The 16,823-nt window shown below is 59.8% G+C and carries 17 protein-coding genes and 1 pseudogene; 5 read left to right on the forward strand and 13 right to left on the reverse strand.

Going from position 1 to position 16,823, the window contains the following annotated elements:
- Positions 1-7: 7 nt before the first annotated feature.
- Positions 8-359, forward strand: a pseudogene (locus tag FHT82_RS25030) (anti-sigma factor); the annotation flags it as partial.
- Here the strand turns inward: FHT82_RS25030 and FHT82_RS25035 are convergent.
- Both FHT82_RS25035 and tal read right to left on the reverse strand, forming a co-directional pair.
- A complete protein-coding gene (locus tag FHT82_RS25035; protein WP_183735392.1) occupies positions 356-1,024 on the reverse strand; it encodes a DUF1345 domain-containing protein in 669 nt (222 codons plus the stop codon). The pseudogene FHT82_RS25030 and the gene FHT82_RS25035 sit on opposite strands and share 4 nt — an antisense overlap.
- A 97-nt stretch (positions 1,025-1,121) precedes the next feature.
- Complete coding sequence (gene tal / locus FHT82_RS25040; protein ID WP_183735393.1) at positions 1,122-2,087, reverse strand: transaldolase; 966 nt, start codon at positions 2,085-2,087, stop codon at positions 1,122-1,124.
- A 446-nt stretch (positions 2,088-2,533) separates the two neighbouring features.
- On the opposite strand from tal, the gene FHT82_RS25045 reads away from it, so the two are divergent.
- Positions 2,534-3,517 carry a sugar-binding transcriptional regulator gene (locus tag FHT82_RS25045; protein ID WP_183735394.1) on the forward strand — a complete coding sequence of 328 codons (984 nt, stop codon included), beginning with the start codon at positions 2,534-2,536 and terminating at the stop codon, positions 3,515-3,517.
- Between the two features lie 23 nt (positions 3,518-3,540).
- Here the strand turns inward: FHT82_RS25045 and FHT82_RS25050 are convergent, their stop codons facing one another.
- Positions 3,541-4,413 carry a bifunctional helix-turn-helix domain-containing protein/methylated-DNA--[protein]-cysteine S-methyltransferase gene (locus tag FHT82_RS25050; RefSeq protein WP_183735395.1) on the reverse strand — a complete coding sequence of 291 codons (873 nt, stop codon included), beginning with the start codon at positions 4,411-4,413 and terminating at the stop codon, positions 3,541-3,543.
- A gap of 71 nt (positions 4,414-4,484) precedes the next feature.
- Positions 4,485-4,982, reverse strand: a complete 498-nt coding sequence (locus FHT82_RS25055; protein WP_183735471.1) for a DUF2244 domain-containing protein — start codon at positions 4,980-4,982, stop codon at positions 4,485-4,487.
- Here FHT82_RS25055 and nth point away from each other — a divergent pair.
- Complete coding sequence (gene nth, locus FHT82_RS25060; RefSeq protein WP_183735396.1) at positions 4,981-5,784, forward strand: endonuclease III; 804 nt, start codon at positions 4,981-4,983, stop codon at positions 5,782-5,784. The genes FHT82_RS25055 and nth overlap by 2 nt on opposite strands.
- Here nth and FHT82_RS25065 read toward each other — a convergent pair.
- Positions 5,749-6,327, reverse strand: coding sequence for a TetR family transcriptional regulator (locus FHT82_RS25065; RefSeq protein WP_183735397.1), 579 nt, complete (start codon positions 6,325-6,327; stop codon positions 5,749-5,751). The two genes, nth and FHT82_RS25065, sit on opposite strands and share 36 nt — an antisense overlap.
- Before the next feature lie 83 nt (positions 6,328-6,410).
- On the opposite strand from FHT82_RS25065, the gene FHT82_RS25070 reads away from it, so the two are divergent.
- Positions 6,411-6,836, forward strand: coding sequence for a VOC family protein (locus FHT82_RS25070; RefSeq protein WP_183735398.1), 426 nt, complete (start codon positions 6,411-6,413; stop codon positions 6,834-6,836).
- Here FHT82_RS25070 and FHT82_RS25075 read toward each other — a convergent pair.
- Positions 6,833-7,546: a sulfate transporter family protein gene (locus FHT82_RS25075; RefSeq protein ID WP_183735472.1), complete on the reverse strand. Its 714-nt coding sequence runs from the start codon at positions 7,544-7,546 to the stop codon at positions 6,833-6,835. The two genes, FHT82_RS25070 and FHT82_RS25075, sit on opposite strands and share 4 nt — an antisense overlap.
- Positions 7,547-7,783: 237 nt before the next feature.
- On the opposite strand from FHT82_RS25075, the gene FHT82_RS25080 reads away from it, so the two are divergent.
- Positions 7,784-8,638: a MurR/RpiR family transcriptional regulator gene (locus tag FHT82_RS25080; RefSeq protein WP_183735399.1), complete on the forward strand. Its 855-nt coding sequence runs from the start codon at positions 7,784-7,786 to the stop codon at positions 8,636-8,638.
- 30 nt (positions 8,639-8,668) lie between these two features.
- On the opposite strand, the gene FHT82_RS25085 is transcribed toward FHT82_RS25080, so the two are convergent.
- The 7 genes from FHT82_RS25085 to FHT82_RS25115 form a co-directional block, all read right to left on the reverse strand.
- Positions 8,669-10,252, reverse strand: a complete 1,584-nt coding sequence (locus FHT82_RS25085; RefSeq protein WP_183735400.1) for an FGGY-family carbohydrate kinase — start codon at positions 10,250-10,252, stop codon at positions 8,669-8,671.
- Positions 10,252-10,941 (reverse strand): HAD family hydrolase, encoded by a 690-nt coding sequence (locus FHT82_RS25090; RefSeq protein ID WP_183735401.1) that lies wholly within the window; start codon positions 10,939-10,941, stop codon positions 10,252-10,254. Before FHT82_RS25090 ends, FHT82_RS25085 begins: the two co-directional genes overlap by 1 nt.
- Positions 10,942-11,032: 91 nt before the next feature.
- Positions 11,033-12,514, reverse strand: a complete 1,482-nt coding sequence (locus tag FHT82_RS25095; RefSeq protein WP_183735402.1) for a mannitol dehydrogenase family protein — start codon at positions 12,512-12,514, stop codon at positions 11,033-11,035.
- Positions 12,515-12,619: 105 nt separating this feature from the next.
- On the reverse strand, positions 12,620-13,618 hold the full coding sequence (locus FHT82_RS25100; RefSeq protein WP_183735403.1) for an ABC transporter ATP-binding protein: 999 nt from the start codon (positions 13,616-13,618) through the stop codon (positions 12,620-12,622).
- An 18-nt stretch (positions 13,619-13,636) separates the two neighbouring features.
- Positions 13,637-14,467 carry a carbohydrate ABC transporter permease gene (locus tag FHT82_RS25105; RefSeq protein WP_183735404.1) on the reverse strand — a complete coding sequence of 277 codons (831 nt, stop codon included), beginning with the start codon at positions 14,465-14,467 and terminating at the stop codon, positions 13,637-13,639.
- A 1-nt stretch (position 14,468) separates the two neighbouring features.
- Positions 14,469-15,341: a sugar ABC transporter permease gene (locus FHT82_RS25110; protein ID WP_183735405.1), complete on the reverse strand. Its 873-nt coding sequence runs from the start codon at positions 15,339-15,341 to the stop codon at positions 14,469-14,471.
- A gap of 133 nt (positions 15,342-15,474) precedes the next feature.
- On the reverse strand, positions 15,475-16,785 hold the full coding sequence (locus FHT82_RS25115; protein ID WP_183735406.1) for a sugar ABC transporter substrate-binding protein: 1,311 nt from the start codon (positions 16,783-16,785) through the stop codon (positions 15,475-15,477).
- Between the last annotated feature and the right edge of the window lie 38 nt (positions 16,786-16,823).

The following is a 16,823-nucleotide window of genomic DNA, read 5'->3' on the forward strand; positions in this document are numbered from 1 at the left end:
TCCTCCACTGACGGACGTGCTGACTTCGGATCAGCATACCGTAAAACCCTGGTTCAACGGCAAGATCGATTTCTCGCCGCCTGTCAGCGATCTCGCCAAGGACGGCTTCCCGTTGGTCGGCGGCCGTGTCGATTATATCGGCGGCCACGCCCGTTGCGGCCCTCGTCTACCGGCGCCATGGCCACATCATCAACCTGTCCATCTGGCCTGCGACGTCATCGACACAAACGACCACAGCACATGACGGCTACAATATGGTATGGTCGGATGGCGGACTGATGTTGTGGGCGATTTCGGATGTCGCCTCGGGCGATCTTGCCGAGTTCGAAACGCTATTTAGGAGCGCCGCAAGACTCTAAAGCAGGCTTGCGCCGACATTGATCGCAAGCGCGAGAATGGTGGTGTTGAAAAGAAACGATAGAAGCGCATGCAGCAGGGTCAGCTTGCGCATCGCTGTCGAGGTGACGGCCACATCGGCCGTCTGCGCCGCCACGCCGATCGTGAAGGAGAAATAGAGGAAGTCCCAATAGGCGGGCTCTTCGATACCGTCGGGGAATTTCAGTCCGTCGCCCTTGTTCGGCCCGCCATAGAAATAATGTGCATAATGGATCGTGAAGAGCGTATGCAGGAAAAACCAGGAGATCATGATCGTCAGGATCGCCGCGGCCGCACGCCAGAGCGCGATATTGGCCGGCGCGTCCTTGATCGAATGAAGCTCGATGCCGATGCCGGCAATACTGGCAAGGGCCGCCGCGATCGACAGAAAGAGCAGGAACGTGTCGGAAAAATCGAGGTCCGCAGATCGCTTGCGGATGCTCTGGATGGTGGCCCGAAGCATCTTGCGCCAGCTCAGCCCGATGAAGACGATCGCCGAAGCATTCCAGCCGAACAGGATATTGCTGGCGCTGACCTCCCGGGAGGTCAGCAGTAGAAAGACTATGAAACCGCCGAGCACCGAAAGGATGAAGCTTGCATGCTTGTAGGCAAGCGAGACCAGCGAATTTCCGTCATCCCCGTCAGCCACTGCAATCCTCCGGCCTCCATGTCCTTGATATCAACACGAAAAAGGCGCAGATGCCAGCGGCACCCGCGCCTTTCATCAAAGTGCGGCTTGCTCGGCCTTAAGCGGCGGCGAGCTGCAGTTCCTTGCGGACCTGGCTGCGCAGCGTGCCCAGATCCTTTGCGAACGCCCTGATACCTTCGGCGAGCTTTTCGGTCGCCATCGCATCTTCGTTCATCATCCAGCGGAAGGTCTTTTCGTCGACCGTAACCTTCGGAGCCGGCTTGATCGTTTCCGGCGACAGCTTGCGCTCGAGCTTGCCCTGGTCGTTCGACAGTTCGTCGAGCAGGTTCGGAGCAATCGTCAGGCGATCGCAACCGGCCAGCGCTTCGATTTCGCCGGTGTTGCGGAAAGAGGCGCCCATGACGACCGTCTTGATGTCGTTGGCCTTGTAGTAGTTGTAGATGTCGCGAACGGACAGAACGCCCGGATCTTCCTCGGCAGTGAAATCCTTGCCCGTCGACTTCTTGTACCAGTCAAGGATGCGGCCGACGAAGGGTGAGATCAGGAACACGCCGGCGTCAGCGCAGGCGATTGCCTGGGCTTTAGAGAAGAGCAGCGTCAGATTGCAGTCGATGCCCTCCTTCTGCAGGATTTCGGCGGCGCGAATGCCTTCCCAGGTGGAAGCGAGCTTGATGAGGATGCGATCCCTCTCGATGCCGCGCTCCTTGTAGGAGGCGATGATGCTGCGTGCCTTGTTAAGTGAGGCTTCCATATCGAAGGAGAGGTCGGCATCGACTTCCGTCGAAACGCGGCCGGGAACGAGCTTTACGAGTGCTGCGCCAACAGAGATGGCAAGGCGATCGGCAACGGCTGCAGCCGCAGCATCCGCATCACCGCCGAGTTTCTTGCCCCAGGCGATCGCTTCCTTCATGTCGTTGGCGAACATTTCGGTGCCAAGCGCCTTGAGAACGATGGACGGATTGGTCGTGCAATCGACCGGCTTCAGGCGGGCGACAGCCTGAATGTCGCCGGTGTCGGCGACGACGGTTGTGATCTCGCGGAGTTGGTCAAGCTTGGATGTCATGGTCTAAATCCTTTTTGAACTTGGGCTGCGGACCGGCGCGAGTTCCGCCCGGCAAAGAGGTGATCTAAGGACAGATGGTTTGCATGTAGCAGGCGAATAGTCGCGCGTCCGTCACGGATGATTCATAAACGTGAGAGACACTGGCGGTGTTCCCAAGGGCGGTGTTCCAGGCGCCGCAAAATGACAAGCGCATCACAAGCGATGCCGCCTGCGGCTGAAAGGTCGGTCGTGACTTTCCGCATGCCCGCACATTGTCCTCCTCGGACGGACAAGAACGACGTTGTCGGCCATGACTATCGCCGCTCTCGCAACGAAAAGTCAAGGACATTTGTGCATTTCAATTGACATAAGTGTCACACCCGGCATTATCGCGGGAACAAAGCCGATATCGCAACCTTATGCTATTGATGGCAAAGATCTAGGGCGAAATCGGCGCGGGAGGAGATGTGGTCAAGCTGAAACGCGGCACGCACACTGCCTATTCCGAAGCCTCGTCGCTCAGGCTGAGGGCCGCATGGCTCTACTATAACGAGGGCCTGACCCAGAAGGATGTCGCCGAACAGCTCGGCATCAGCCGCACTACCGTCATCCGCCTGCTCGACGAGGCGATGAAACGCAGCGAAGTGCAGATCTGGATTAACGATTCCATCGGGGACTGTGTCGAGCTGTCGGTCAAGCTCGAGCGGGCTTACGGGCTGGACGAGGCTATCGTCGTGCCGCAGCCCGCCAATTGCGACGTCAATTCCCTGGCAAAGAATGTCGGTCTGGCGCTCGGCCAGTTCCTGTCGGAGGCCATTCCGGACGATTACACGATCGGCGTCGGCTGGGGTCGCACCATGACCGCCTCGCTCGCGAGCTTTCGCCCGCCGCGCCGGGACAATTGCAAGATTGTCTCCCTGCTCGGCGGCATCGTCGCTGTCCACCAGACGAACCCGATCGACTACACTTGGCGGTTGGCAAACCAGCTTGGCGCCGAGTGCTACATGTTCCTCGCCCCACTGCTCGTCGATTCGACCGAGACCAAGCGCAACCTTGTCGAAAAATGCGGGCTCGATACGATCTATCAGCTGGCGGAAAACCTTGATCTCGCGATCGTCAGCTGCGGCGATATCGGCCCGCATTCGACCTCGCTCTCCGAGGGCTGGATTTCGAAGGCCGAGTTGCAGCAGTTGATAGATGCCGGCTGCGTCTGTGACACCATGTTCAACTTTCTGGACAAGGACGGCAATTCCGTCGACCATTCGATCAATGAGCGGGTCATGTCGGTGGATCTCGATACGCTGAAGAAGGCGAAGCACATCGTGCTGTCTTCCGGCGGCGCACACCGCGCCGTCGCGATCCGCGCGACGATCAAGCGGGTCGGCTGCAACACGCTGATAACAGATGAGAGTGCGGCAAAAGCGCTGCTGGAACTCGCCGAAGCCGCCTGAACGGCCTCGGCCTATCGCGTCGGTCAGGCGTGCGCCGATTCCCAGCCGAGCATCGCCCGCTTGCGGGTGAGACCCCAATGGTATCCAGTCAATGCCCCGTTCTTGCCGAGTGCGCGGTGGCAGGGCACGACGAAGGAAATCGGGTTGGCCCCGACCGCCGCACCGACCGCGCGCATGGCAGTCGGTCGACCGATATCCTTGGCGATATCGCTATAGGTCACAGCCTTGCCGAAGGGGATTTTCAAGAGGCTCTGCCAGACGCTGACCTGGAAATCCGTGCCGATCAGGACGACCCTCAACGGCTGGTCCGATGTCCAGCGGCCCGGCTGGAAGATACGCTCGGCATAGGGTGCTGTCGCTTGGCGGTCCTCGACATAATCAGCGTTCGGCCAGCGGCAGGTCATATCCTCGAGACAGGCCTTTTCATCGCCGGAATCGCTGAAAGCGAGACCTGCGAGGCCGCGGTCCGTAACCATGACGAGCGCCGTCCCGAATGGGCAAGCGTGGAACCCGTAACGGATCGTCAGCCCACCGCCCTTCGCCTTCCATTCGCCCGGAGACATTGCCTCATGCGTGACGAACAGGTCGTGCAGGCGGCTCGGGCCTGAGAGACCGACCTCGATCGAAGTTTCGAGCAGCGGCATTTCTTCCCTGCGCAGCAGCCGCTTGGCGTGGTCGAGCGTCACGGCCTGCAGGAAGGCTTTCGGCGACAGGCCGGCCCAGCGGGTGAATGTCTTCTGGAGCTGCGTCGGCGACTGGTTCAGCCGAGCGGCAATCGCTTCAAGCGACGGCTGGTCGCGATATTCCTCGCTGATGAGTTCGATGACTTGACGGACGATATCGTAATCAGGGCCATCAGGAGTGATATCTGTGTCGAGCTTCGCGATCATGTTCATCGTCTTTCTCCTTTACAAAGGAGATAATCAAGGGCGAGCAGCTAAACCACCCGTTTCTTGCGCCCCGATTCTCAAATACGCTGTCTTACCGTTGCCAATGCGCCCTTGAAGGCCTTGGCGAAGCTCTCGCGATCGTCAGGATTGAGAAAGGAGCCGACATCGGTGCGTTTGCCCTCCCCGAAAATATGCATGGAGAGAATGCCGATCTCCTGATGTCGGCGCACGAGAAAGCGCGTCCAGAACGGATTGAAGTGATGCTCGATCATGCGGCCCGAGGGGGAGAACTTGCGCACCGCAACATCGGTGCGTGAAACCGTCACCTCTTCCCGCACCCTGCCGGACCGGTAGTTCAGCCAGAAGGCACCATAAAGCAGCAGGAAATCCAGGCCGAAGAAGAAGCCGATCGGCCAGGCGCCGGTCACGATGAAGAACATGCCGTAGATGAAGCAGATCGCGCCGGACATGCCGAGCAACACCTTGAAGCCCTTCCGCCCGAGCGAACGGTAGGGAAAGAGTTCGGCTGCGAAAACCGGCTGATCGTTGCGGCTGTCGGCGTTGCTTTCCATCATGGCCGCCGAGTATAGATTTTCCATGGCGAATCCGAAACTCAAATCCGTTACCAAACCGTCGCAAGACTCGAATGTGATCGTCAACCGCAAGCCGGCGGCGGTGAAGACCGCCTATTCGCTCGCCGAACGCGAGGAGATCTTCCGCCGCTTCTCCATTCAGCGTCCGGAGCCACGGGGCGAACTGGAACACACCAATCCCTTCACCCTCGTCGTGGCGGTGGCACTCTCCGCCCAGGCGACCGATGCCGGCGTCAACAAGGCGACGCGCGCGCTCTTCAAGGTCGCCGATACGCCGCAGAAAATGCTCGATCTCGGCGAGGAGAAGGTCCGTGACTACATCAGGACGATCGGACTTTATCGCAACAAGGCGAAGAACGTCATTGCGCTCTCGCAGATGCTGGTCGACGAGTTCGGCGGCAAGGTGCCGGAGACGCGCGAGGAGCTGGTTCGCCTGCCGGGCGTCGGCCGAAAGACCGCCAATGTCGTACTGTCAATGGCTTTCGGCCAGGCAACGATGGCCGTCGACACCCACATCTTCCGCATTGCCAACCGTATCAAGCTCGCGCCGGGCAAAACACCCGACGAGGTGGAAGAGCGGCTGATGAAGGTCGTGCCGAAGCACTACCTCTATCACGCTCATCACTGGCTGATCCTGCATGGCCGCTATACCTGCAAGGCCCGCCGCCCGGAATGCGAACGCTGCGTGATCGCCGACATCTGCAAATCGCCGGAAAAGAGCTGCGATATCCCGGCACCGCTGGTCGAACTACCTCCGCAGGTGATCGGCGAGGCCGTCGAGTAGGGCAACAATCGCCCTCTCATATTCTTCACGCCTGCCGCCCGCTTCGATGGCGATTGCTGCGCGGTCGAAGCCGGCTGACAGCAGAGCCGTCAATGGCCCGAGCAGTGTGCTGGCCTGCGGCAGACAGGCTTCGAGCCCTGCCCGCAATGTCGCTTCTGTAGTCTCGACATCGATCTGCGTGGCCGCAGGCAGGCCAATCACCGCCGGCGCCTCGAGCAGAAGCAGCCGTGTCCGCCCTGCCACCGCCATCGCATCGAAATAGGCTGCGGCACCTGCAAGCAGTGCCGCACGCGGTTCGGTTTCCGGCTTTGCGCGCTTCTCTATCTCTTCGGCGACATCAGCCGCCTCTCTTGCGATCACCGCCCGGAAGAGCGCCTTCTTGTCTTCAAAGTGATGGTAGAGAGCCCCGCGCGTGACGCCGGCTGCCGCGACAATGTCAGGCGTCGCCGTCGCCGCATATCCCTTCTCGACGAAAAGCCGGCGCGCGGCATCCATCAGGGCCTGTCTGGTCTGCTCGGTTCTCTCACGATTGCTGCGACTCATGACTCTTCTTTACATACAATCTGAATGTATGTTAATTACAAAAACATACAGACTGCACGTAAAGATCCGAAGGAGGGAAAGCGATGAAATCGACGAGCTACTATCCTGTCATCATGACGGATGACGTTGCCGGCACGGCTGCCTTCTATTGCCGCCATTTCCGTTTCCAGCGGCTGTTCGAAAGCGACTGGTACATTCATCTGCAATCGACAGAGGATGAGCATGTGACGCTCGCCGTGCTTGATGGCAGCCACGAAACCATTCCGGCTGCGGGCCGCGGCAAGGTCTCCGGGCTTCTGCTGAATTTCGAGGTAGAGGATGTGGACGCGATCTACGCTGCCTGCACGGCGGCCGACCTGCCGATCCTGCGCGAGATTCGCGACGAGGCTTTCGGCCAGCGCCATTTCATTACCGCCGACCCGAACGGCGTGCTGATCGACATCATCAAGCCGATCCCGCCGAGCGCCGAATACGCTGTCATGTATGACGCGGCAGCGCTGCCTGGTTAAGCGCGGAAACCGGGATCGCGCGCCGAGATCAGCTTATGCAGATGCACCATCATGCCGGCAGCAAAGAGCGGTGTGAGCAGGTTGACGATCGGGATCGCCAGGAAAAGTGCGATCACCAGACCGCCGAGAAAGACGGTTGGACCATGCTTGGCGCGAAACAGCCGCGCCTCCGGCGGCGAACGGAAGCGCATGGCCGCGAACTCGAAGAATTCCCGCCCGAGCAAGTAGCCGTTCACTAGGAAGAAGGCCACGAGATTGATGCCGGGAATGAAGAGCAGGAAGAGCGCGATGATATTGCCGACGATGACCACGCCGAGAAATTTGAGCGAGCTTGCCATTGCAGGACCGAGCGGCATGGCCTTGCCCGGCGCCTCCTGCGGATAATCCCGCTTTTCGATTACTTCCGCGACGTCGTCGAGAAAGAGGCCGGCTATCAGAGCGGTGACCGGCGAAAGCAGCAGCGCCAGACCGAGCGCAAGGCCGATACCGGCGGCGACAAGGAAAACGAAGCTGAGCCAGCCGGCCCAATCAGGCATCTCGGGAAAGAACCCGGCCACCCAGGGAAAGGCGAAATTGATGAACAGACCGCGCAGCGCAAACCATAAGCCGATCAGCACCAGCACCGTCAGTCCCAGAACTTTCCAGAAAGCCGACCGGGTCTCTGGCGCAAACAGGTTGGCAAGTGAAAGGCGAGCGGCCTCAAGGATCATTTCTCTGGCGTCTCCGTTACGCAGCGTCATGTAGGAAACCTGCGTCCTTCCGGCAAGTCAGTTGAAAATTACATGCATGAATAGAAAACTTGTCGAAAATTATGTGCTAATATATAGTTCATAGTGTTCGAAATACGTGTGGGCCATAAGAAGAGCTTCCGGACAATATTAAGAAACAAGGATTCGGCACTGCATGAATCCACGGAAAGCCTCTGAGGAAATGGGGGAGGCTGCGACGTGGAAGATTTTGTAGAGAAGCTTAGGCAATACGCCAAGTCCGGCACGCCTGCCGAACGACGCATCGCGAAATATTTCACAGAACACTTGAACGACCTGCCGTTCGAAACCGCTGCGTCGGTTGCCGACCGGCTTGATCTTTCGCCCATGACGGTTGGCCGTTTCCTTCGTGCACTCGGCTATCAGGGCCTGGACAGCGTCAAGGTGGAGATCCGCGAAACGGCAACGACCTCTCCCGTCCAATTCCAGAGCGCGATGACGGAATTGCAGACGGATGCATCGGAGGGCAAGGCACTCGCCGTTCTCGTGGCCGAACAGATACAGGCGCTGCATCACATCTATCATCTGACTGCGCAGCCGCATTGGGCCGAAGCCGTCGCAATGATCGGTGCCGCTAAAGAGGTCTTCGTCGCCACCCATGCCAGACTTGCCGGCTTCTCCAATCATTTCTGCCAGCGACTGACCCAGGCTCGCGACGGCGTGCGTGCGATCGACGGCGCGGGAAGCCGCTTCACGGAGCTTTTCGCCCGTTCCTTCGTCGACGATGCCGTGCTCGTCATCATCGATTGCCGGCGCTTCACCAGGTCGCGGCTGCTTGCGCGGACTGCCCGACGCTACGGCTACAAGGTGATCTTGATTTCCGCCCAGCATGCGGACTGGCTGCCCGAACAGGCGAATATCGTCCTGCCTCTGCCGCCTGCCCGCGCGCCCGACGCGGATAACCTGCCGCCGCTGATCGCCTTGCTCGATTGTCTGTCCGAGGCGGTCATATTGAATGCCGGCGAGGAGGCGAGCCAGCGTCGCCGACGCATGGTGGAATTTGCAACGATCCTCGGCGAGGCGACAAACCGCTGAGCCTTTGCTTCAATCTAACCAGCAAAGGCTCTATTCCACGGCTTCCAGCTCTGCCCGGTGACGATACATGGCAAGAAAGCGGCGATAATCGCGGTCGTAAAACGCCTGCTTGCTCCTGTCGGGAAGCCGTTCAACGCCGCCCGGATACATGGCTTTGCCCGCCGCCGCCAAATCTCTGTGTAAGCCGCAGGCAACCGATGCAGCGATCGCGGTGCCGAGCAGTACCGCCTCGTTCATGCCAGGCACGATGACCTTGCAGCCCGTCACATCCGAATAGAGTTCCATCAAAACGGGGTTCTTCACATGCCCGCCGGCCACATGCAGCGTATTCGGCACGTAGCCGTGATCTCTCATCTTTTCGAGGATATGACGGATGCCGAGCGCAATTCCGACTGCGGTCCGCCAATAGAGCGCGCAGAGCCCGTCGAAGGACGTATCGAGCGTCAGCCCGCTGACGACGCCGACGGCATGCGGATCGGCCAGCGGCGACCGGTTGCCGTGAAAATCGGGAAGGACGAAGATCCGCGCACCGAGCGCGTCACCCTCCTCTGCCCTGAGTTCAGCGATGCGGGCGACGATCCTCTGATGCAGCACCGTGGTCGGCTCACCGCCGGCCGCATGCATGCGCACGATATGATCGAGCAGCGCACCGGCCGCCGATTGGCCAGCCTCGACGAGCCATGATTGCGGAAAGACCGCCTCGTAATACGGCCCCCACATTCCCTGGCTCGGCTTTCGCTCGCGGGAAAAGGCGACAACGCAGCTCGATGTCCCGGCAATCAGCGCAAGCTGATGCTCGAGCTTTGCCGGATCGCCGGCATAGCCGCTGAGCGTGCCGAGAGCGCCGGCATAGGCATCGATCATTCCGGCCGAGACATGGCAATCGGTGGTCAGGCCCAATGCTTCGGCAGCCTGCGGCGTCAACTTACCGATGCTCTCGCCGACGGCTGCCGTCTCATCCGGCAGATGGCCGCGTGCCAGCAGATCCTCAAGACCGATCTGCTGCAGGAAATCCTGCCGCCAGCCCTTTTCCTTGTGAGCCAGATAGTTCCACTTGGCTGTCAGCGTGCAGCGGGAGCGCGCAAGCGAACCGGTGGCCTTCCAGGTCAGGAAGTCAGCGAGATCGAAGAAATGGCCGGCCTTCTCCCAGGTCGCCGGCAGCTTCTTCTTCAGCCACATCAGCTTCGGCATTTCCATTTCCGGCGACATGACATTGCCGGAATGTTCCAGCACCTCATGCTTCGTCGCCGTACAGAAATCGGCTTCCTTCAGTGCCCGATGATCGAGCCAGACGATGGTGTCGAAACGCGTCTCACCGCCGGTGGAAACGCTGATCTGCCTGCCCTCGGTGTCACGCACCACAAGCGAACAAGTGGCGTCGAAACCGATCGCGCCAATAGCGGCCGCTTCAATGCAGGACTGGCCCATCGCGGTGCGCACCGCAATGCAGACGGCCGCCCAGATATCCTCGGAATCATGCTCGGCATGGTTCTCGCGCGGCCGATTCATGACAATAGGATGTTCAGCCTTGGCAAGCAGGTGGCCATGCGCGTCAAAGACACCGGCGCGTGCGCTACCCGTGCCGATGTCCACCGCAACCACATGATCACGCATCAATGCTGAGTCCCGTCCCGCTTTTGTTTGCGGACAAGGTGTATCAATTCCGGCATGGCGTCAAACACCACTTCCGGTGAAAGACGGTCGAGTTCTTCCCGGTATCCGGCGAAGTTGGCATGCGAGCCGCCGGTGAAGGCGAAGACCGTCATGCCCGCCGCTTTTGCTGCGGCAATACCGGCCGGACTGTCCTCGATGACGATGCAGTCGCGCGGCTCGACTTGCATTTTGCTGGCCGCGTAGAGGAACAGATCGGGCGCCGGTTTGCCGCGCTTGACCATGCTGGCGCTGAAGATATTCGGCAGCTTCGGTAGGAGCCCGGTGACTGAAAGCGACAGCCTGATCCGCTCGACCTGGCTCGACGAAGCTACACAGCAGGGAACACCAAGCGCATCGATCGTTTCGCCAATGCCCGCCATGGGTTTCAGCTCGGTGCGGAAGCGGGCGTAGAGATTGGTGCGGATGCCTTCGAGAAACGCCTCGTTGGCATGCACATTGAACTCCGTTTCCAATATGTCGATCAGGGTTGCAAGGCTGCGACCGAGGAAACGCTCATAGGCCTCGTCCTCGGTGATCGTCACGCCGAGGTCGGCCATCGCCCTGACGAGAACGCTGATCGAAATCGGCTCACTGTCGACGAGCACACCGTCGCAATCGAAAATGACCAGCCGTGGTTCAGCATCAGACATGGAAGACCCAACCTGAGTTCAGTTCGGACGCAACCGTCCTGCTTTGTCCGCAAGGCCGGGATGGCGGCAGAAACACCGCCACCGGGATTTCTTACACTGCGAGCTTGCCGTCGAGATAGAGCTGCAAGGTTTCCTTCGTGCCTTTTTCCCACAGGGTTTTGAGCGCATGGGCGAAACGCTTGCGGAAAAGCTCGGATTTCGCCACCTCGCCGAAAATATCGTCGAAGACGAGGAAGGCCGCGGGATCGTCCTTGGCCTTTACCGCCGCCTCGTGCAGACGGTCGGCGCTGACATCGTTGAAGACGATGTCCTTGCCGCTGTCGCTCTTGCCGAAGAAGTAGCGGCACCAGAGCGCAGAGACGAGCGCGAGGCCGACGACATCCCTACCTTGGCGCAGGTTGTCGAGCGTCGAGGGCAGGATGAATTTCGGCTGACGGTTGGAGCCATCCTGTGCCAGCCGCGGGATCGTGTCGGCGATCTTCGGGTTGAGGAAACGGCGTTCGATCAGCTTGAAATAATCGGCAAGCGACGTATCCGGCACCGGCGGTACGATCGGGATGATTTCCTCGTTTTCCAGCTTGGCGAGGAAGGCGCGGATCAGATCGTTCTCCATTGCCTCATGCACGAAATGAATGTCCATCAGCGCCGCCGGATAGGCGATCGCCGCATGGCCGCCGTTGAGGATGCGGATCTTCATATGCTCATAGGGCGTGACATCGGGTACGAAGGTGACGCCGACCTTTTCGAGCGCCGGGCGCCCCATCGGGAACTTGTCCTCCAGCACCCACTGCTTGAATTCTTCGCAATAGACCGGCCAGTTGTCCTCGATATCGAAAGTCTGCTTGAGGAAATCGATCTCGCGCTGGCTGGTCGCCGGCGTGATGCGGTCCACCATGCCGTTCGGGAAGGAGACGTTGGCCTTGATCCAGTCGGCAAAGGCAGGATCGGAAAGCTTGGCCGTTCCGACGACAGCATTTGCGGTGATGACGCCATTATGGGGAATGTTGTCGCAGGACATGACGGTGAAGGGCTCGACGCCCTTGTCTTTGCGCGCCTTCAGGCCGGCAACGATCAGACCGAAGACCGTCTTCGGCGCAGAGGGGTTCTGCCCGTCGGCGGCAATCGCCGGATGCGCCGGATTGAACTTGCCCGAGGCATCGATGAAGTAGCCGCCTTCGGTGATCGTCATCGAGACGATACGGATCTCGGGATCGGCCAGCTTGGCAATGATGACATCAGGTTCGCCGACCGGCAGGATATCGATCATCGGCGCGGTCACGCGCGCCGACGTCTTGTTGTTGTCCTGCTCGACGACGGTCGTCAGGAAATCCTGCGCCGCAAGCTTCTCGCGCATGGCCGCATCCGAGGGCAGGACGCCCGCACCGATGATAGCCCAGTTGTGATCGCTGCCGGCATTGAAGAGATCGTCGAGATAAATCGCTTGATGCGCGCGATGGAAGTTACCGACGCCGAAGTGCACGATGCCGGCTTTCAGCGACGCCCGCTCATAGGCCGGAATGGCTGCAGTCTTTGCTGCCTCGGCGAGCGTTGCCAGCGATAGTTTCCACGTCATGTTTCAGTCCTCTTGAAGGTCTTGCGAAAGGGCTTTCGTCCTCCCGGTAGCGCGGGCCGGACGAAGCCGCCCGGTCCGCATGTCTGCCCCCAGCCGGCGGCTGCCTCAGATGGCGAGACCGCTCTCGTTGAATTTATGGATGCGTATCTTGTCCGGCGTCAGGTAGACAGTATCACCGGCCTTGGACGCAAAGTCGCCGTTGCTGCGCGCCGTCACCATCCCGATACCCTCGACATCGACATGCAGGAACGTATCGGAGCCGAGATGTTCGGCCACCATGACCCTGCCCTTCCAGTCGCCGCTCTCGGTCGACAGCAGCACATGTTCTGGACGGATGCCGATCGTGTGCGCATTGAGCTGCGCAGCATTCTGCCCCTTGATGAAATTCATCTTGGGCGAGCCGATGAAGCCTGCAACGAAGAGGTTTCGCGGGCTGCGGTATAGCTCCAGCGGCGAACCGACCTGCTCGATATTGCCCCTGTTCAGAACCACGATCTTGTCGGCCATGGTCATGGCTTCCACCTGGTCGTGGGTGACATAGACCATCGTCGTCTTGAGCTGCTGGTGCAGCTCGCTGATTTCGATGCGCATGTTGACGCGCAGCGCCGCATCAAGGTTCGACAGCGGCTCGTCGAAGAGGAAGGCCGAAGGTTGGCGCACGATCGCACGGCCGATGGCGACACGCTGACGCTGACCGCCCGAAAGCTGGCGCGGCTTGCGGTCCAGATACTCGCCGAGGTTCAGCACGCGCGCCGCATCGTTCACCTTGCGGTCGATCTCTGCCTTGTCCATGCCCGCCATCTTCAGCGGGAAGGCGATGTTGTTGCGCACGCTCATATGTGGATAGAGCGCGTAGGACTGGAAGACCATCGCCAGCCCTCGCTCGGACGGCGCCTTCTCGGTCGCATCCTTGCCGTCGATGACGATCTTGCCGCCGGAGACATCTTCGAGACCGGCGATCAGGCGTAGAAGCGTGGACTTGCCGCAGCCGGAGGGGCCGACGAAGACGACGAATTCGCCGTCCCTGATATCGAGATCGATCGAAGGGATGACCTTGGCTTCGCCGAAGACCTTCGAAACCTTTTGAAGGGTAATGCTGCCCATGTTTCTCTCCCTATGATCTTATTTCACCGCGCCGAAAGTCAGGCCGCGGACAAGTTGTTTCTGGCTGAACCAGCCGAGGATGAGGATCGGCGCGATCGCCATGGTCGAAGCCGCCGAAAGCTTGGCGTAGAACAGGCCTTCCGGGCTCGAATAGGAGGCGATGAAGGCCGTCAGCGGCGCTGCCTTGGAGGCCGTGAGGTTCAGCGTCCAGAAGGCTTCGTTCCAGGCGAGGATGATGTTGAGCAGCAGCGTCGAGGCGATGCCCGGCACCGCCATCGGCGTCAGCACATAGATGATTTCCTTGGCGAGCGATGCACCATCCATGCGGGCGGCTTCAAGGATCTCGCCGGGAATTTCCTTGAAGTAGGTGTAGAGCATCCAGACGATGATCGGCAGGTTGATCAGTGTCAGCGCGATCACCAGACCGGTGCGCGTATCGAGCAGGCCCGAATTGCGAAACATCAGGTAGATCGGGATGAGCGCGCCGACCGGCGGCATCATCTTCGTCGACAGCATCCACATCAGCACATCTTTGGTCCGCTTAGTCGGCGCAAAGGCCATGGCCCAGGCGGCGGGAATTGCGATGATGAGGCCGATCAGCGTCGAGCCGAAGGAGATCACCACCGAATTCATGAAGTGGCTGAGATAGTTGGAGCGGCTCTGCACCTCCGCGTAGTTCTCCGTCGTCCAGTGGAAGAACAGGAACTGCGGCGGCGAGGCGATCGCATCTGCCTCCGACTTGAAGCTCGTCAGGAAAGTCCAGAGGATCGGGAAGAAGATCAGGATGGCGAGCGTCCAGGCGATCGCGGTCATGATGACTTTACGTTGGGTAGTAACCTTTCTAGCCATCTCAAGCCTCCAGATTCTTGCCGACGAGGCGCACGAGGAAGATCGCAACGATATTGGCAAGCACGACCGCCACGATACCGCCCGCCGAAGCCCCGCCGATATCGAACTGCAGCAGCGCCTGTACATAGACGAGATAGGTGAGGTTCGTGCTCTGCGTGCCCGGGCCGCCATTGGTGGTGACGAGGATTTCGGCAAAGACCGACAGCAGGAAGATCGTCTGGATGAGGATCACTACCGTGATGGCGCGGGCCATGTGCGGCAGGATGATATAGATAAATTTCGAGATCGCTCCGGCGCCGTCCATCTCGGCGGCTTCCTTCTGCTCTTCATCGAGCGACTGCAGCGCCGTGAGCAGGATGAGCGTGGTGAAGGGAAGCCATTGCCAGGCGACGATCAGAATGATCGAAAACAGCGGGACGCTTGCCAGCCAGTCGATCGGCTGCAGGCCGACAGCCTTTGCCATATAGGCGAAGAGGCCGTTGACCGGATTCATGAACATGTTCTTCCAGACAAGCGCTGCCACCGTCGGCATGACGAAGAAAGGCGCGATGACCAGGATACGCACGATTCCCTGACCGTAAATGTCCTGGTCGAGCAGCAGCGCAAAGAGGATACCGCCGACGACGGTGATCAGAAGCACACCGGCGACCAGCACCAGCGTATTGATGAGCGCTGCGAAGAAGGCCGGATCGGTGAGGAAGTATTGGTAGTTTAAGAGACCGACGAAACTCTCCATGCCCGGGCTGAGCAGATTGTAATTCAGCAGGGAGAAGTAAATCGTCATCGCCAGCGGGACGATCATCCACGCGAAGAGCAGCACCACGGACGGTGCTATCATCAGGCGTGCTGCGGAGCGAGTGTGGAACGTTGCCATAGCAATCACCGGTCTGATCTGAAGCGGAAATGGCTGCGAAACAGCTTTGGAAAAAGCGGCCGCCGATACAGTTCGGATGATCGGCGGCCCGGAGGTGCGGAATGTCAAGCATTCCGTACATGCTCAGGAGGTTTTACTTGATATAGCCCGCCTTGGTCATTTCGCGGGTGGTCAGCTGCTGCGCGCTCTGCAGGGCCTGGTCGACCGAGATCTGGCCGGCAAGAGCTGCGGAGAACTGCTGGCCGACAGCCGTGCCGATGCCCTGGAATTCCGGGATCGCCACGAACTGGACGCCGACATAGGGAACCGGCTTGACAGTCGGCTTGGTCGGGTCGGCGGAGTTGATGCTGTCGAGCGTCATCTTCGCAAACGGAGCGGCCTTCTGGTAGTCGGCATTCGCATAGAGCGAAGTGCGGGTGCCGGGAGGTGCATTCAGCCAGCCTTCCTTTTCGGCGACGAGATTGGTGTAGTCCTTGCTGGTTGCCCAGGCGATGAACTTCTCGGCGGCTTCAGACTTCTGCGAGCCTGCCGGAATGGCGAGGTTCCAAGCCCAGAGCCAGTTGCCGCGCTTGCCGAGGCCCTTGTCCGGAGCCAGCGCAAAGCCGACCTTGTCGGCAACCTGCGACTGCTTCGGATCGGCCACGAAGGAAGCAGCAACCGTTGCGTCGATCCACATGCCGCACTTGCCGGTCTGGAAGAGCGCCAGATTTTCGTTGAAGCCGTTGGAAGAAGCACCCGGAGGGCCGGCTTCCTTCATCAGGTTGACGTAGAAGGTCAGCGTGTCCTTCCACTCGGGCTGATCGAACTGCGGCTTCCACTCTTCATCGAACCAGCGAGCGCCGAAAGAGTTCGACATCGCCGTCAGGAAGGCCATGTTTTCGCCCCAGCCGGCCTTGCCGCGCAGGCAGATGCCGTAGATTTCCTTGTCCTTGTTGGTGATCTTCTTCGCAGCGTCTGCGATGAAGTCCCAGGTCGGCGCGTCGGGCATCTTCAGGCCGGCGGCGTCGAACAGGTCCTTGCGGTACATGACCATGGAGCTTTCGCCGTAGAACGGAGCTGCATAGAGCTTGCCGTCCTGGCTGATGCCGCTGCGGATAGCCGGCAGCAGGTCATTCACGTCGTAGCTGTCGCCGAGATTGTCGAGCGGCAGCAGCCAGCCCTGCTTTGCCCAGATCGGAACTTCATAGGTGCCGATCGTGAGCACGTCATACTGGCCACCCTTGGTCGCGATGTCGGTCGTGACCTTCTGGCGCAGTACGTTTTCTTCGAGGGTTACCCATTCAAGGTCGATGCCGGGATTTTTCGCCTTGAAGTCATCCGTCAGCTTCTGCATCCGGATCATGTCGCCGTTGTTCACGGTCGCGATTGTCAGCGTCTCGGCCGAAGCCATGCCGGCAAACGCCATTGCCGAGCAGGCGCCCAGCAGGAAAGTTCTCAATGTCATATCTTCCTCCCAGAAGATGAGTAGTGAGCATTCGCTTT

Source organism: Rhizobium sp. BK275, assembly GCF_014193555.1.
Classification (GTDB): domain Bacteria; phylum Pseudomonadota; class Alphaproteobacteria; order Rhizobiales; family Rhizobiaceae; genus Rhizobium.

Excerpts from the sequence above, each read along its gene's own strand:
- tal (WP_183735393.1), bottom strand. The coding sequence starts at position 2,087 with ATGACATCCAAGCTTGACCAACTCCGCGAGATCACAACCGTCGTCGCC.
- FHT82_RS25050 (WP_183735395.1), bottom strand. The coding sequence starts at position 4,413 with ATGAACATGATCGCGAAGCTCGACACAGATATCACTCCTGATGGCCCT.
- nth (WP_183735396.1), top strand. The coding sequence starts at position 4,981 with ATGGCCGCCGAGTATAGATTTTCCATGGCGAATCCGAAACTCAAATCC.
- FHT82_RS25055 (WP_183735471.1), bottom strand. The coding sequence starts at position 4,982 with ATGATGGAAAGCAACGCCGACAGCCGCAACGATCAGCCGGTTTTCGCA.
- FHT82_RS25065 (WP_183735397.1), bottom strand. The coding sequence starts at position 6,327 with ATGAGTCGCAGCAATCGTGAGAGAACCGAGCAGACCAGACAGGCCCTG.
- FHT82_RS25070 (WP_183735398.1), top strand. The coding sequence starts at position 6,411 with ATGAAATCGACGAGCTACTATCCTGTCATCATGACGGATGACGTTGCC.
- FHT82_RS25075 (WP_183735472.1), bottom strand. The coding sequence starts at position 7,546 with ATGATCCTTGAGGCCGCTCGCCTTTCACTTGCCAACCTGTTTGCGCCA.
- FHT82_RS25085 (WP_183735400.1), bottom strand. The coding sequence starts at position 10,252 with ATGCGTGATCATGTGGTTGCGGTGGACATCGGCACGGGTAGCGCACGC.
- FHT82_RS25090 (WP_183735401.1), bottom strand. The coding sequence starts at position 10,941 with ATGTCTGATGCTGAACCACGGCTGGTCATTTTCGATTGCGACGGTGTG.
- FHT82_RS25095 (WP_183735402.1), bottom strand. The coding sequence starts at position 12,514 with ATGACGTGGAAACTATCGCTGGCAACGCTCGCCGAGGCAGCAAAGACT.
- FHT82_RS25100 (WP_183735403.1), bottom strand. The coding sequence starts at position 13,618 with ATGGGCAGCATTACCCTTCAAAAGGTTTCGAAGGTCTTCGGCGAAGCC.
- FHT82_RS25105 (WP_183735404.1), bottom strand. The coding sequence starts at position 14,467 with ATGGCTAGAAAGGTTACTACCCAACGTAAAGTCATCATGACCGCGATC.
- FHT82_RS25110 (WP_183735405.1), bottom strand. The coding sequence starts at position 15,341 with ATGGCAACGTTCCACACTCGCTCCGCAGCACGCCTGATGATAGCACCG.
- FHT82_RS25115 (WP_183735406.1), bottom strand. The coding sequence starts at position 16,785 with ATGACATTGAGAACTTTCCTGCTGGGCGCCTGCTCGGCAATGGCGTTT.